The sequence below is a fragment of the Haloarcula sp. CBA1122 genome (assembly GCF_009741785.1).
Taxonomy (GTDB): domain Archaea; phylum Halobacteriota; class Halobacteria; order Halobacteriales; family Haloarculaceae; genus Haloarcula; species Haloarcula hispanica.
Genome location: NZ_WPCB01000010.1, coordinates 48,942 through 63,750 on the forward strand (window position 1 = coordinate 48,942; position 14,809 = coordinate 63,750).

The 14,809-nt window shown below is 60.6% G+C and carries 17 protein-coding genes and 1 pseudogene; 8 read left to right on the forward strand and 10 right to left on the reverse strand.

What is annotated here, in order from left to right; genetic code table 11:
- Positions 1-183: 183 nt before the first annotated feature.
- Positions 184-1,389 carry a phosphoglycerate kinase gene (locus tag GJ630_RS06045; RefSeq protein WP_050037149.1) on the forward strand — a complete coding sequence of 402 codons (1,206 nt, stop codon included), beginning with the start codon at positions 184-186 and terminating at the stop codon, positions 1,387-1,389.
- Here the strand turns inward: GJ630_RS06045 and GJ630_RS19465 are convergent.
- Positions 1,386-1,532: a hypothetical protein gene (locus GJ630_RS19465; protein ID WP_008307600.1), complete on the reverse strand. Its 147-nt coding sequence runs from the start codon at positions 1,530-1,532 to the stop codon at positions 1,386-1,388. The genes GJ630_RS06045 and GJ630_RS19465 overlap by 4 nt on opposite strands.
- A gap of 128 nt (positions 1,533-1,660) precedes the next feature.
- On the opposite strand from GJ630_RS19465, the gene GJ630_RS06050 reads away from it, so the two are divergent.
- Entirely contained in the window at positions 1,661-2,239 is a 579-nt protein-coding gene (locus tag GJ630_RS06050; protein ID WP_014041448.1) for a riboflavin synthase, read from the forward strand.
- Here the strand turns inward: GJ630_RS06050 and GJ630_RS06055 are convergent.
- Positions 2,236-3,270: a PrsW family glutamic-type intramembrane protease gene (locus tag GJ630_RS06055; protein WP_050007329.1), complete on the reverse strand. Its 1,035-nt coding sequence runs from the start codon at positions 3,268-3,270 to the stop codon at positions 2,236-2,238. The two genes, GJ630_RS06050 and GJ630_RS06055, sit on opposite strands and share 4 nt — an antisense overlap.
- 163 nt (positions 3,271-3,433) lie before the next feature.
- Here GJ630_RS06055 and pdxT point away from each other — a divergent pair, with 163 nt between their 5' ends.
- The 3 genes from pdxT (at position 3,434) to GJ630_RS06070 (ending at position 6,364) form a co-directional block, all read left to right on the forward strand.
- Positions 3,434-4,027: a pyridoxal 5'-phosphate synthase glutaminase subunit PdxT gene (gene pdxT / locus GJ630_RS06060; protein ID WP_050037150.1), complete on the forward strand. Its 594-nt coding sequence runs from the start codon at positions 3,434-3,436 to the stop codon at positions 4,025-4,027.
- Between the two features lie 36 nt (positions 4,028-4,063).
- Positions 4,064-4,360, forward strand: a complete 297-nt coding sequence (gene hisE / locus GJ630_RS06065; protein WP_014041451.1) for a phosphoribosyl-ATP diphosphatase — start codon at positions 4,064-4,066, stop codon at positions 4,358-4,360.
- A gap of 63 nt (positions 4,361-4,423) precedes the next feature.
- A complete protein-coding gene (locus GJ630_RS06070; protein WP_064288657.1) occupies positions 4,424-6,364 on the forward strand; it encodes a response regulator in 1,941 nt (646 codons plus the stop codon).
- Between the two features lie 20 nt (positions 6,365-6,384).
- Here GJ630_RS06070 and GJ630_RS06075 read toward each other — a convergent pair whose 3' ends face one another.
- Entirely contained in the window at positions 6,385-6,702 is a 318-nt protein-coding gene (locus tag GJ630_RS06075; protein WP_064288656.1) for an ASCH domain-containing protein, read from the reverse strand.
- Positions 6,703-6,796: 94 nt separating this feature from the next.
- On the opposite strand from GJ630_RS06075, the gene GJ630_RS06080 reads away from it, so the two are divergent.
- The gene (locus GJ630_RS06080; protein ID WP_050037152.1) at positions 6,797-7,792 is read left to right on the forward strand and encodes a GTPase; all 996 of its coding nucleotides are present in this window, start codon (positions 6,797-6,799) and stop codon (positions 7,790-7,792) included.
- Between the two features lie 144 nt (positions 7,793-7,936).
- On the opposite strand, the gene GJ630_RS06085 is transcribed toward GJ630_RS06080, so the two are convergent.
- Positions 7,937-8,650, reverse strand: a complete 714-nt coding sequence (locus GJ630_RS06085; protein ID WP_146417586.1) for an SIMPL domain-containing protein — start codon at positions 8,648-8,650, stop codon at positions 7,937-7,939.
- 61 nt (positions 8,651-8,711) lie between these two features.
- Positions 8,712-9,990, reverse strand: a pseudogene (locus GJ630_RS06090) (TIGR00341 family protein).
- A 147-nt stretch (positions 9,991-10,137) separates the two neighbouring features.
- Between GJ630_RS06090 and engB the strand changes: the two are divergent.
- A complete protein-coding gene (gene engB / locus GJ630_RS06095) occupies positions 10,138-10,755 on the forward strand; it encodes a GTP-binding protein EngB (protein ID WP_058990855.1) in 618 nt (205 codons plus the stop codon).
- A 285-nt stretch (positions 10,756-11,040) separates the two neighbouring features.
- Here the strand turns inward: engB and GJ630_RS06100 are convergent, their stop codons facing one another.
- Together GJ630_RS06100 and GJ630_RS20290 are read right to left on the reverse strand one after the other, a co-directional pair.
- The gene (locus GJ630_RS06100) at positions 11,041-12,063 is read right to left on the reverse strand and encodes a site-specific integrase (protein WP_191449550.1); all 1,023 of its coding nucleotides are present in this window, start codon (positions 12,061-12,063) and stop codon (positions 11,041-11,043) included.
- Positions 12,060-12,182, reverse strand: coding sequence for a hypothetical protein (locus tag GJ630_RS20290; protein ID WP_256369585.1), 123 nt, complete (start codon positions 12,180-12,182; stop codon positions 12,060-12,062). Before GJ630_RS20290 ends, GJ630_RS06100 begins: the two co-directional genes overlap by 4 nt.
- Before the next feature lie 312 nt (positions 12,183-12,494).
- On the opposite strand from GJ630_RS20290, the gene GJ630_RS06105 reads away from it, so the two are divergent.
- Positions 12,495-12,809, forward strand: a complete 315-nt coding sequence (locus tag GJ630_RS06105) for a PhiH1 repressor (RefSeq protein ID WP_252718729.1) — start codon at positions 12,495-12,497, stop codon at positions 12,807-12,809.
- Between the two features lie 5 nt (positions 12,810-12,814).
- On the opposite strand, the gene GJ630_RS06110 is transcribed toward GJ630_RS06105, so the two are convergent.
- The 3 genes from GJ630_RS06110 to GJ630_RS06120 all read right to left on the reverse strand — a co-directional run bounded on the left by GJ630_RS06110 (position 12,815) and on the right by GJ630_RS06120 (position 14,780).
- On the reverse strand, positions 12,815-13,051 hold the full coding sequence (locus GJ630_RS06110) for a hypothetical protein (protein WP_191449551.1): 237 nt from the start codon (positions 13,049-13,051) through the stop codon (positions 12,815-12,817).
- Positions 13,052-13,140: 89 nt separating this feature from the next.
- Positions 13,141-13,398, reverse strand: a complete 258-nt coding sequence (locus tag GJ630_RS06115) for a hypothetical protein (protein ID WP_191449552.1) — start codon at positions 13,396-13,398, stop codon at positions 13,141-13,143.
- Positions 13,399-13,775: 377 nt separating this feature from the next.
- Positions 13,776-14,780 (reverse strand): hypothetical protein, encoded by a 1,005-nt coding sequence (locus tag GJ630_RS06120; RefSeq protein ID WP_191449553.1) that lies wholly within the window; start codon positions 14,778-14,780, stop codon positions 13,776-13,778.
- Positions 14,781-14,809: the final 29 nt, after the last annotated feature.

The following is a 14,809-nucleotide window of genomic DNA, read 5'->3' on the forward strand; positions in this document are numbered from 1 at the left end:
GACCCGGTGCCGGCTGTGTGCGACAACGGTGTCCCCATCCCGACTCCCACCCCACCCTCACTCCCACCCCTCTCCCCATTTCTACGCTGGTAGCCAGTGCAAACAACGACGGTAGCTCCCGACAAGCCGCCCACTGTTCGGACTCGGAAACCGTTAAGCGGTCGGCAGGTTTCCTCCCGAGTGATGACCTTCCAGACGCTCGACGACCTCGACGACGGACAGCGCGTCCTCGTTCGCCTCGACCTCAATTCACCGGTGGAGGACGGCACGGTACAGGACAACCGACGGTTCGACCGCCACGCGGAGACGATCAGCGAACTCGTCGACCGCGGGTTCGAGGTCGCGGTGCTGGCCCACCAGGGCCGTCCGGGCCGTGACGACTTTGTTTCGCTCGAACAACACGCCGACATCCTCGCGGATCACATCGACCACGACGTGGACTTCGTCGACGAGACCTATGGCCCACAGGCCATTCACGACATCGCGGCCCTCGACGGCGGCGACGTACTCGTTCTAGAGAACACCCGGATGTGTGACGACGAACTGCCCGAGGAGGACCCCGAAATCAAGTCACAGACGGAGTTCGTCCAGACGCTCAAAGACGAATTCGACGCCTACATCAACGACGCGTACTCGGCGGCCCACCGCTCGCACGCCTCACTGGTGGGCTTCCCGCTGGTCATGGACGCCTACGCCGGCCGTGTCATGGAAACCGAGTACGAGGCCAACACCGCTATCGCCGAAAAGGAGTTTGACGGGCAGGTGACGATGGTCGTCGGCGGGACGAAGGCCACGGACGTCATCGACGTCATGACCCACCTCGACGAGAAGGTCGACGACTTCCTGCTGGGCGGCATCGCCGGAGAACTGTTCCTCCGAGCCGCTGGCTACCCGGTCGGCTACGACATCGATGACGCGAACCTCTACGACGAGCAGTGGGAGCAAAACAGCGAGAAGATCGAGTCCATGCTCGAAGACCACCGCGACCAGATCACGCTCGCGGTCGACCTGGCCTACGAGGACGAGAACGGCGACCGCGCCGAGCAGGCCGTCGACGACATCGAGGAAAAGAGCGTCTCCTACCTCGACGTCGGGAGCGAGACCGTCATGGAGTACTCGCCGATCATCCGGGACTCCGAGGCCGTTTTCGTGAAGGGCGCACTGGGGATGTTCGAGGACGAGCGGTTCTCGGTCGGCACCGCCGGCGTGCTCGAAGCCATCGCCGACACCGACTGCTTCTCCGTCGTCGGCGGCGGCGACACCTCACGAGCTATCGAGATGTACGGGATGGAAGAAGACGAGTTCGGCCACGTCTCTATCGCGGGCGGGGCCTACATCCGGGCGCTGACCGGCGCGGAACTGGTCGGCGTCGAAGCGCTACAGCGTTAACTGCGGCCTTTCGTCTCCGCGTGTCGCAGGTCCCAGTCTTCGATTAGTTCGTCGGGCACCTCGACGATTCGCCCGGTTTCGGTCGGTTCCGTCCGTGCGTGACGGCCAGTCCAGTCGTGGTCAGCGTCGGGCGTAGCTGCCATACACCGCGCTACCAGCGGCGAGGATAAATTCCTTCCGCCAATACATTGTAAGTAATTACTCGGTTCCGAGTCTATATTACGTCTCCGGGAAGCCAAGTGCTTTCCGCCAGCCGTGCTGTATCTGGGGTATGTTCACCGGAATCGTCGAGACGACCGGCGAGGTGCAGGCGGTTATTGACGACGAGGGCGGGCGTCGGATGCGGATCGGCGCGCCGTTCGAGGGACTCGACCACGGCCAGTCGATCAGCGTCAGCGGCGTCTGTCTCACCGTCGAGAAGGCGGCCGACGGTGAGTGGTTCGAGGTGTTTCTCGCCCAGGAGACACTCGCCCGGACGTTCTTCGATGACCTCGACGGCGGTGACCGGGTGAACCTTGAGCGGGCGATGCCGGCCGACGGCCGGTTCGACGGCCACATCGTGCAGGGCCACGTCGACACGACGGCCGAGATCGTCGGTATCGAACAGGAGGGCGAGGACTGGACGTTCACGTTCTCCCTGCCCGAGGCCCATCAGGACTATCTGGTTCAGAAAGGGTCGATAACGGTCGACGGCATCAGCCTGACCGTCGCCGACCGTCGCTCCGAGGAGTTCGACGTGGCGATCATTCCGACGACGTACGCCGAGACGACGCTGTCGGAGAAGTCGGTCGGCGATCCAGTCCACTTAGAGGTCGACGTGGTCGCGAAATACGTCGAGCAGTTGGTCTAAGGGTCGAACTCGGTCTGTTCCGGGCGAAGCGCAGTCTCGTCCGGGTCCTCGTGAGCGCGCCTGTAGGCCCGCCGGTAGGCGTGAACCTTCTTCAGCAACAGCAGGCCGAAAAACGAGTCGTACACGATGACGAAGCCGAAGAACGCGACGAGGAAGTTGACGTTGTAGATGCCCGCCAGGATAGCTGTCACCGGGCCGGCCAGCGTGTTGTAGACGGCGTGGATGAGCGAAGCGATGAGCAGTCCCTTCAGCACGATTGGGCCGGCGTCGTCGGGGTTGAACTTCGCCAGACCGAGGTAGTAGCCGGCGAAGGCCGAGTAGATGACGTGGCCCGGCCCCGCGAGCGCTCTGATCGCGGTGATGTCGCTGCTCGCGGCGAGTAACTCGACCGTCCCGCCGACCATCTCCGCGTTCTGTGTGATGTACAGTGCGTTTTCGATAGTGGCAAAGCCGAGACCGGCGACAGCACCGTACACCGCACCGTCGACGACGGCGTCGAAGCGGTTGTCACGGAAGGCGTACAGGCGTACCGCCAGCAGTTTCACGGTCTCCTCGACGGGACCGACGATGAGGAAGAAGACGAACACCTGACCGAGGAACGGCACGAGCCCGAACCCGGAGCCGATTGCCTGAACCGGCTCGCCGAGGAACCCGTTGAGAATACCGGCAAAGCCGGCAAACAACACTCCGAGCAAGAACGTTCCCACGAGCAGCGTCAGTGGTTCCTCCGTAGTCACATCAGCGTAGTAGATGTAGGCCGCGAGTCCGAGCGCCGGCACGGCAGAGAGGATGGCCATCCCGGCAAACAGCGGCTGGTCGCTGAGCGCGCCGAGGCTCCCGAACGCGACCTGCAGGAGGAGGATCAGAATGGCTGCAAGGATGACCAGATACCGCAGCGTCCGTATTCCGATGTGGTAGAGCCAGTGGGCGAACCGGTCCAGCCTCGACCGGGGCTCCCAAGTCGATATCTCATAGAGGTCTGCCGACCCGTCCGCGTTTACCTCGACCGGGTCCTGCCGTCGCTTTCCCATGTGCCACGTCTACAGGCCGCCTCACCTAACCGTTTGGTTCGACTATATCCGAACGGACACTGAGCGGCGTCGTAGACGACGCCGGAGGAGTCAAAGACGGCCCTGCTACCGGATCTTTGCAGGAGACGAGAGGCTTTTCGCACAGGCACACTAACGGGGACGTATGACGCTACGCGCGGGTGTACTCGCGGTTCAGGGCGATGTCTCTGAACACGGAGACGCGATCAGGCGGGCGGCAGCGGCCCACGACCAGACGGCGGAGGTCGTCGAGATACGCGAGTCCGGGGTCGTCCCCGACTGCGATGTGCTGTTGCTACCGGGCGGGGAATCGACCACGATATCGCGGCTCATCCACCGGGAGGGCATCGCCGACGAAATCGAGGCCCACGTCGACGCCGGCAAGCCGGTGCTGGCGACGTGTGCCGGGCTCATCGTCAGCGCGAGCGACGCACAGGACGACCGCGTCGACACGCTGAACGTCATCGACGTCTCCGTCGAGCGCAACGCGTTCGGGCGACAGAAGGACAGCTTCGAAGCCCCACTGGCGGTCGAGGGTCTTGACGACCCGTTCCCGGCGGTGTTCATCCGCGCACCGGTCATCGACTACGTCGGCACGGACGTCGAAGTGCTGGCGACGTGGGACGACCACCCAGTCGCGGTCCGTGAGGGACCGGTCGTCGGCACGTCGTTCCACCCCGAACTGACCGAAGACCCGCGCATCCACGACCTGGCCTTTTTCGACTCGGTGGAGTCGTAGCGACGGCCTGAAGGCCCCGCTGACCGAACGGCGGCTATGAGCGACGACACCGGCGACGTTATCGACGAACTGTTCGCTGTCATCGAGGACCGCAAGGCGAACCTTCCCGAGGACTCCTACACGGCGTCGCTGTTCACCCACGAGAAGGGCGAAAATGCCGTGCTAGAGAAGTTGGGCGAGGAGACGACGGAGCTGATTCTGGCGGCCAAAGACGACGATACCGAAGAGCTCGCCCACGAATCGGCCGATATCGTCTATCACCTGCTCGTTCTGCTGTCGATGAAAGACATGGACGTCGACGATTTGCGTGCAGAACTGGCCAAGCGGCGGTAAGGCGACCCGTCACCAGGTGAGGGGCGCGATAGATTGACACTGACACAGTTCATATCAGGAGGCATGGGCCATGTGGCGTCGGGCATTACAGTCCTCTGTGTCGATGACGAACCGTCGTACGCAGACCTGATCGCGACACATCTCGAACGCAACGACGAGGCGATCGACGCCACCGGAGTCACGAGCGCTACGGACGGACTATCGTATCTGGATGCGCACGACGTGGACTGCATCGTCAGCGACTACGATATGCCCGGCATCGACGGGCTGGAGTTTCTGGAGGCGGTCCGTGCCAGAGACCCGGATATGCCGTTCCTGTTATTTACCAGTCAGGGGAGCGAGTCGCTCGCAAGCGAGGCAGTCACGGCCGGCGTCACCGATTACATTCAAAAAGTGCAGGGGTCCCAGCAGTACGCCGTGCTCGCGCAGCGGATCCGAAACACAGTCGAGCGAGTCAGAGCGAAAGCAACGGCCGATACCGCACAGGAACGGACGAAACGGATTCTCGACGCAACGAGCGATGCGGCCCTCATCAGCGTCGCCGACACCGTCGTGTACGCGAACCCGGCGGCGATGGAGTTTTTCGGCGCAGCAGACAGCGGCGACCTCTGTGGCCGGCCACTGACCGACCTCGTCGAACCGACAACGGACGGCGGGACCGAGACCGTTGAACGCGTCGTCGAGAACGGCCAGACGGCCGGCCAAGTCAGCCGGACGATACGGACCCTCGCTGGCAACAGCGTGCAGGCCAGCGTCACGGCGTGTGACGTGACCTGGGACGGCGAAGACGGCACAGTGTCGGTCATCAGCGACCGGGGCGATACGGACGAGCGCGAACAGCGGCTCGAAGCGCTGCACGAGGCCACCCGGCAGTTGATGGCCGCCGAAGTCCACAACGAAGTTGCCGGGATCGGCGTCAACGCGGCCGCGGAGATTATCGGGCTCGACGCGAATGCTGTCCACCTCCTCAACGACGACGGGGAGTTAGAACCCGTCGCCGCGACCGCATCGGCTCGAGAGTTGGTCGGTGATATCCCGACGTTCGGGCCGGGCGACAGCATCGCCTGGCGGGTGTACGAGCGTGGCGAAGCGACCGCAGTCCCCGACGTGCGGCTGGAAGAGGACGTGCAGAACCCCGAGACACCGATACGCAGCGAACTGTATCTGCCGCTGGGGGAACACGGCATTCTCATCGCCGCATCGACGACCGTCGATGCATTCGACGAGGCAGACATCGTCGCTGGGCGGGTCCTCGCGGCGAACATGGAGGCGGCTCTCGCCGCCGTCGAGCGCGACAGACAGCTCCGTGACCGTGAGCAGGAACTATCGACGCAAAACGACCGTCTGGAACAGTTCGCGACAGTCGTCAGCCACGACCTTCGCAACCCTCTCAACGTCGCTATCGGCCGGCTGGGCGCGCTGAAAGAGGAGTGTGACGACGACAGCAATATGGCCGCGATAGAACAGGCTCTCGAGCGGATGCAGGCGCTGATTGACGACCTCCTGTTACTGGCCCGGACCGGCGACGACATTACAGAGATGGAAACGGTGGCACTGGCGACAGCAGTCGAGGACTGCTGGGAGGTCGTCGATACCGGCGACGCGACGTTGGTGGTCGACACCGACCGCAAGATACAGGCGGACATGACGCGGCTCAAACAGTTGCTGGAGAACCTGATCCGAAACGCCGTAGAGCACAGCGCTACGGACAGTCGGATTCAGTCCGGTGGTACCGATAAACACGACATACCAGGCGTGACAGTAACGATTAGCGAGATTCCGGGCGGGTTCGCAGTCTCGGATGACGGTCCGGGTATCCCCGAAGCCGACCGGGAGGCGGTGTTCGAAAGCGGCTACTCGACGACAACTGACGGCACCGGGTTCGGGCTCTCGATTATCTCACAGATCGCCGCTGCGCATGGCTGGACAGTCACGCTCACCGAAAGTGAGAGCGGCGGCGCACGCTTCGAGTTTACGGGCGTCGACGTGGCATCGGCGGAATAGGGCGCTCAGTCGTCGGGGCGCTACTCGTCGGCAGGTGCGAACCGATGGCGGACGACCTCGCTGTCGTCGTCCCACTCGAAACTGCCGTGGACTTTCTTCATTCGTTCCTTGTACGCGTCGAGGTCCTCCGACCCCTCGCGCTGTGCGTCCTCGTCGGTCATGTCGCCCAGTGTCCGGTGTGTTACGTCTGTCACCTCGAACTCGGTGCCGTCGATCTCGAAGGTGTCGCCTTCGTCGGCGTACTGGTGGCCGCGGTGCATCTGGGTGACCCGTCCCTCGGCGGCCATCTGCTGGACGTGGTCGTTGGGCAGAATCTCGCCGGCGTCAATCTGTGCCATACCGGAACTGCGGTCGGGACGCTCAAAAGCGTGACTCGCAACAGTTTGGGGCGCGATTGAACGCGCTTTTACGCTCCGGCCGTCAACGTGACCTATGAGCCATCCCTTCGAGGGTCTGCCGACGACGCCTACCGCCGAGGAGCTCGTGGACAAAGCCTTCTCGCGGGCGTCGCGCGCCGGCGGGGCCAAGGACGGGAACGAAGCCCAGCAGTCGATGCTGATGACGGCGTCGAACATCGCCTCCGACAACATGGAGAACGTGGTGACGGCGTGGCCGACGATCGACGATCTGGACCCCTTCTATATCGAACTCGCCGACGCGGTCATCGGCGAAGCCTACCCCGCAGACAACGACCCCGGTATCGACGCGCTGAAACAGCACCTCGCAGAAGTTTCGTGGGCCGCCGACAAGGTCGTCGAGATCCGCCAGGAGTACGAGAGCCGGGTCGCTCGCGGCGACATCGACACCGCCCGGAAGCTCCGCAAGCAGGCCTTTGCCCGTATCGCCGACGTGGTCGAGGAGGTCGAAGACAACCTTGCCGCCATCTCGACGGCGCACAACGCCCTCAAAGACATCCCCGACATCCGCCCGGACGAGCCGGCCATCGTCGTCGCCGGCTACCCCAACGTCGGCAAGTCGTCCTTTGTCAACCGCGTCACGCGGGCCGACAACGAGATCGCCTCGTATCCGTTCACGACGACGCAGATCCGCGTCGGGCACTTCGAGGACCAGCGCATCCGCTACCAGCTCGTCGACACGCCCGGCCTGCTCGACCGACCGCCGGAGGACAGAAACGAGATCGAATCACAGGCCGTGAGCGCGCTCGAACACCTCGCCGACGCCGTCCTCGTGTTCGTCGACCCAAGTGGCGAGTGTGGCTACCCGCTCGCGGACCAGCTGGAACTTCGAAACGCCATCGAAGCGCGCTTCGACGTGCCCGTTCTGACCATCGCAAACAAGAGCGACCTCTCGACGGATGTGGAGGCCGACCACTACATGAGCGTCACCGAAGACGACAACGTCGACGGTGTCCTGCAGGCCGCTATCGACGCGGTGGGGTACGAGATCGAACTGCCGTTTGACGAGTAGCGAGAGGTAGCGAGACGCCGACCAACGGGAGGCGTCTCGATGAACCCGAGCGGGGAACGCAGTGACCCGCGAAGAACGCGGTTACCAACGGGCAGTGTCTTTGAAAACGCCGAACAAGGAACCGCAGTAGCGAGTCAGAACGGCTTATTCTAGTTCGTACGAGACACTGACAGAGGCGTCGACGGTGACATCGCCGGGCTGGATGCTTGTCCGTCCGCCGGCGTCACTGGCGGCCATCGCTTCCGCGTACACGACGGGGCGGCCGTGGTCGCTGGTCTGGACCGTGACGGCGTCACCGACGGACCGATCCTCCGCAGCGGCGACGACTTCGGCGTCCGTTCGGGCGTTGTCCATCGCGGTCGTCAGGGCTTCTTCGCGTGCGGCCTGTCGCGTCTCCTCGCTCAGGGAGTAGCGCACGCCCTCGACGCGGTCAGCGCCGGCGTCGACTGCGGCATCGATGAGTGTCCCGGCAGTCGAAACGTTGCTCGTCTCGGCTTCGACGGTGTGGATCGCTACGTAGCCGACCTGTTCGCGGCCCTCTCGACTCTCCTCGTACTCGGGGCGGATCTGGAACCGCGAGGAGGTCACGTTCGCGCCCTCGTCTTCCAGCGCCGACGTAATGGCGTCGGCGTCACCGCTGAGGGTGTTGCGCGCCGCTTCGGCAGTCTCACCGCGGCCCACGGCGGCGACGGTGACGGTTGCACGGTCGGGCGCGCGTTCGACGGTCGCGTCAGCGTTGACGCTCACGGTCGAATTCGTCGACGGCGCGACGGCTCCGGTGTCCGCGAGTGCGAACCCGACGCCACCGGCGACGAGCAGTGCCAGGACGCCAGCGATTGCGAGTGGTCGTGATACCATATCGTCCCCGACACGCCCAACGGTATTTATGTCACCGAACGGTCAAAGTCGGTTTTGAGCGTCAGCCGTTCCGCTCGACAGTGACGTAGCGAACTTCCGTCGCAACGTCTCGGCCGGCCGCGTCATCAGCCAGAGCATCCAGTTGGTCGACAAGCAGTGGCTGCTCCGCGTCCGGCGGCAGACCGACAGTGACGATGACGCGGCGCGGCTGTTGGAAGATCGCAGTGTTGGTGTACTCGATTTCGACCGTCAGCACGCGAGCCGGCGAGTCGACGCTGCCCTGGATGGCGTCGCGGATGTCCGACTCCGTCGTCGCCTGCTGGTAGGAGTCGAAGGTGACGCCGCCCAGGAACGCCGACAGGACGAGTATCGACAGGACGAGGACGCCGATCCGTTTGACAGTCGCCGACCGTGCGTTGCTCTCCTGAAACCAGTGTTCCGGGCGGTAGCCTGATACCAGAGCCCGACGAGCACTGCGAGGTTGATCGAGAGGACGTTCACAAGCAGCAACACGGCGGACCCGAGGCTGACGAGCGGTTGGCCCCACGCGATACCGATGCCGACCGTGGCCGCCGGCGGGATGAGCGCGACGGCGATCATGACGCCGACCAGTGCCGTCGAGACGCCGCTGGTGAGGCTGACGACGCCGGCCGCGCCAGCGCCGAGCGCGACGATCAGCGAGAGGAAGTCGGGGGCGACCCGCTCGCGTATCTGGCCGACTGTGGTCACATCGGCGAGCGGCGGGATGACGTTGGCGTACCGGACCAGCAGGGCAAAGACAGTCGCGCTTGCCACGGCGAGTCCGAGCCCGACGGCCTGGAGTTTGACGCCCTGAATGAACATCTCGTGGTCGTCGACGACGGTGCCGACGTGGCGGTCATCGCCGGGCCGATGAGCGGCGCGATGACCATCGAGCCGACGACGACGGCCGGGGAATCGAGCAGGAGCCCGGCGGTCGCGATAATCGCGCTGATGATGGTCATGAGCGCGTAGTTCGACATCGAGGGAGCGAGGTCGTTTGCCTTCGAGGTGAGTTCCTCTCGCGCGATGCGGTCTTCGTCTTCCTCCTCAGCGTACTTCTCCTCTAGTTCGTCGAACTGGCTGGAGATGACGGTGTTCGCGTCCACGACGACCGTATAGCCGTCGTCGTTGATACCGACGTTCCGCAGCTCTTCGAGGACTGGTTCGAGTGCGTTGGTCGGGACTGGAAAGGTGACGACAGCGGTGAACTCCCGCCCGCTCGTCTCGTCGGTGAGCACGTAGTCGATGCCCTCCTCGGCCAACACGCCCAAGACGGCGTCTCGCTTTCCGGTCGGAATCAGTATCTGTACCAGCCGCACGGCTCCGGGTGGGACCCGCGAGGGTAAAAAAGCGGCTAGTTAGCGGGTCCCGGGTGCAAAACTGGAGCGAGACGCGGCCGTGAATCGCGAAACAGTCGGTCCTCGGGAAACGGACGCGCTTTTCCCCACCGGCGGAGTACACGGGGTATGTTCGAATCACGACCGGACCGGGACGCCGAGGTGGTGCTCGTCGGTCGGTCAAACGTCGGGAAATCGACGTTGATGCGCGAGATAACGGGCCACACGTTCGACACGGGCCAGCGACCCGGTGTCACGCGTTCGCCCAACCACTTCGACTGGGCCAGCGCCGATTTCGTCATCAGTGACCTCCCCGGCTTCGGGTACATGAAAGGCGTCCCCGAAGACGTCCGCGAGGAAATCAAGACCGACGTGGTCCGGTACGTCGAGCGGAACGCCGAGCATATTCTCGTCGGTATCCTCGTCGTGGACGGCAAATCAGTCATCGACATCATCGACCGCCACTCCGGCCCCGACGAGATCCCACACGACGTGGAGATGTTTCATTTCCTCCGGGAGGTCGGTGTCGAGCCGGTCGTCGCCGTCAACAAGATGGACAAGGTCGACGACAAGGACGACCGCTTGAACGAACTCTGTGACCGACTCGGACTGCACCCGCCATGGCAACAGTGGCAGGAGACTATCGCGCCGATCAGCGCGAAGCGCGGCTCCGTCGAGCCGCTGAACGAGGCCGTCCGGCACCACCTTCACGAGGCCCAGCGAGACGATCTGTTCCAGTTCTTCTGAACGACTCAGCGGGTCGACCCGCTGCTCATCCGAAACCAAGGCCGATACCGACACACCGGTGGTTTCGTCTATCCTCCTGGGACGGGTTTTCCCCTCCTGACAGCGTCTCGAATCACTACCGGCAAAGCTGCTGCAGCCAGAACGGAGACACAATTCGACGGTATGTCGATTATAAAGAAGCGGCGGCGTGTTGCGATTACCGAACAAGCGAAATTCGCATGGACTCGCCGGGTAGTAGTTTGAAATTTACACGACAACGGGGGGTTGTGTTTGGTAATGGTCATGTTAGATACGCTCCAGTTGCTTCTTTCGAACCGCCATTTTCTCCTGATTCGTCCGCACGTCGTAGTGCTCGTAGAGCACTTCTAGCGATACGTCGCATCGCTCGCTGACGATCTCCGGAGACACGTCGCTGTTCAGGTGGTAGGTGATACTGCCACGCCGGAGTCCGTGGGGTGACCGAGAGGAAGGGCACTTACTGTGGGCCGCACGCGAACCCAGTGCCTCGCATGTCGATGGGTCCGACGGGTCTGCATCGTGGGGACACCCACCGAGAACGCACGGTTGGGTGAGCTTGTTCACCCACTTGTAGATGGTATCACCTGCGGGCCGGCCGTGCTGCGAGGTGATGAGTGGCTTCCGGCCGTGGTCGTCAGTCCGCTCGTAGCGGTCGGGGTTGTCGAGATAATCGTCGACGACCTGGTAATCGCTCGGGCCGAGATAGACCCACCGTTCACCGTCTTCACCGTTCTTGAGTTTCGTTCCCTCGTCAATCCGGTGCTCAAGCACCAGCGCATAGTCGTCGGGACGAAGGTCGTCTACGTCCAGTGACCGCAGGGCCGACCGGCGCATCGCCGTCTTCCACAGGATCAGGAAGACAACGTGATCCCGGCTCGCGTAGCGGTACTCGTGGAGGTAGTCGAGTATCCGGTGTGCCCGATCTGCGCTCAGGTGGACTTCGCGGCTTTCGGCTCCATCGGGCAGCTCGGGAGCATGGACCTTCTCGGCCAGCCCATCGTCGACGCCCTCGATGTCGGCCCAGTACCGAAGCGCTTCCCGAATCGTCGAGAGTTGTTTCTGGAGAGTCAGCGCCGCGATATCTCCCCGTCGCCATGCCACGAAATCGGCCAGATCGCGGCCAGTGAGGTTATTCAGGTTCTCGATATCGCGCTCCTCACACCACTCCCTGAAGAACCGGAGTCGCGTCTTCGCGTTCCGCATCGTACTCTCACGAACGGACGGTTCGCGATGTCGGAGGAACCGCTCGATGCCGTCCTCCGGCGAGAGATCCATCAGATCCTCGCTCATGCTTGCCCCCGCTTTCGCTTCCGGTAGCAGCCCAGACAGCGGGACTCACCGGGATAACAGAAGTCCTCGCAGCCGTCCGTCTCGCATTTGTCCACGTCTTCGATAACGCGGTCGCTCACGCACGCGCACCTCCAGACGGGACGTACCGGTCTCCGCAGGTTGGTCGACTGGCTATACCGCTGGTCGTTGGGCTACTTTCAATAGCCCGCTCGTTCTCGTACTTCATGGCTTCACGAATCTCTCAGCAGGGATCGGAAGCCGAGTCCGACGTGTTCCAGCACGTCGGGCACTTTCTGAGCACCCGTATGGATCGGCTTCCAAGTGGCAGATGAGTGGCTACCACAATATAACTTTCCCAACGACTGTTCACAGGAGCCGATGGGTTACTACTATTGTCTATTAGTGAATTATTCTGGTATATCGGTGTTACTATGAGTGCTTCCAACCCATCCGAAGACCAGATGCGAAAGTCCGCCGAATGGATGTCCCAGCCCGCCGATGACCGGATTCTGGAAGTAATCCGAGAAGAGGGCAATATGACCCCAATCGCTCTGTCGAGAGACGGTGAGGTTGCTCGGATCGATATCGGTCGTAAGTGGGCTGGAGAGCGGTGCCGGAAGCTTGCTGAACACGGCTTGCTTCGACGCATCGACAAGGGCCTCTTTGGGATCACAGACGACGGAATCGCCTATCTTGACGAGGAACTCGACGCCAGCGAACTCGATCCCGTCGAAGACGCCGACTGACATTCTCACACCCTCGCAAGTCGTGCCGTCACATCACCGGCCCACTCCGGCAATTCGAGATCGGCTAATTCGCCGTCGCGCCAGCTCGTCACGATCTCCGTGTCGCCGTCGCGGGCCACGTCAACGCGCCACTTCCGGCCGTCTTCGGTGCTGTTGTCGAAGCGAGCGCCGCAACTTGAGAGCGTCTTCACATGCTCTACGGTTACCGTTTCGCCAGTGTAGACCTCCATGCTGTCCTGCATACAGGTGTTTCGAGGGGGGGATTCGGGTTAAAAAGATGCTAGATTTCCGGGAGAGCTATTCGCTACAGGAAACAGTGAAATAAGTGGTTTTATTGATTAATCGGACACAGAGATCCATCTTCATCTGAAAGATCAACCTTGGATGGCATCTTCTTCTTCAATTTCTTTTCTGTTTTAGGAAGCACATCCATTGCTTCCGCGAACTCTGTAAAGGCCATCGGATGATTGTACTCTGTATTCTCGAATAGCCAACTGTCTTTACTGAACTGTGCCAACTCTTCAGTAGATTCTCCACCCACGTAGTCACAGATCTTTGTGACTATATTTTGAACGTCCTCATTAACCATGGGCGAATTTTCCGGCTGATTATAGCTGTAACCGGTTGTACGATCACCGTGAATTATCTTTTTTCGTTTCTCAAGATCTTCGCTGACTCAAGTGCCGTTCTTACGTCCTGTGAGAATGCGCCGTACATATAAGGACGATATTCAGCATGGGTCAATCGTTGCCGGTAGTAGAGAATACAGTATACTTCTGCGTAGAAAATCAACTTCTGTATTCGAGTTTCAAAAAGCTCTCCTCGTTTCGACTGGACAATAAATTCTTTAATGACCGACTGGATTCTTTTTAGCTCGTCGTCGGTTAAGTCCGTTTGTGTTAATGAGGGCATTTTTCCAGTCTCTTTTTTGTCCAGTGAAATCCTTGGAGTCTTGTTCTTAGGTATCTACCGGTAGTAAGGTCTACTTACTAATTCTTCCTGCTCATACTGTTTGAGGGTTTCCTCTTTATCTTTTCCCTGATTAGCATTTTCATCGACTACTACACAAAAGTCGCTGATCAAGTATTCAATATAGTGCTTCTTGTAATCTCCTGAAGCATCCATGAACGCAAGTACTAAGAAAAACATTGCCCACATTAGCAGACCCAATTCAGACTTTGTCAAAGTCTGTAAAACCAGAGGTTCATACATCAAGAAAGACGGACTGACGGGTGAGAATAGCACTAACAAGTAAGTCATAAAGAGTAACAGGAGTGTCACCCACATTCCTCGGCAGAATGAGTATCGTGCTTGGAAACCATTTGCTCTTCCAGATCCTTTTGAGGAGAGCGTTGCGGTGACCATCGGATACAACTGGCGAAGCTCTACATATCCGTTCAGCTCAATACCTCGACTTGCTTTCTTATCAAACCGAGCTATATCAACATCAAATTCAGACTCACAGCACTCGCGGAATCGGTCATAAGATATATTTGTGCCGTCTAGCCCTCGCTTCTCTACGGATATGTCGAAGTTCCAACCCAACTCATTTTCAAATAGACGACGATGGCTCTTAAAAACGTCGTGAATTCCCCAATAACGTCGTTCTAACCAAGGTTGCATTTTCGAATAGTATTCCTCACATTTCCCATGTTTTTCCCACCAGTCTTCAGATATTATTGGTCCACGGACATAGTACTCGTCAGCGGCCCATTTTCCAATTCGATAAAGTGCCTTCTCAGTGTTATCAGCTATTGTGTGTACAGCTTGACCAAATACTAAACCTGAAAAGACGAGGGTAAGAGCGAGAGCAGTAAGTACAGTAAGATTCAGAGTTCCGTTTGGATCACTGAATGCTCCGAGTGGCAGACCAGGAAGTATCGTTGCAATCCCTATTAACGCCACGATACCGGGAATAGATTTGCCAAAAAAGTCATATGACTCAAGTACGTTTGCTACCCTTTCCGACATTCACCAGATATGATAACCGCAAGTGACAT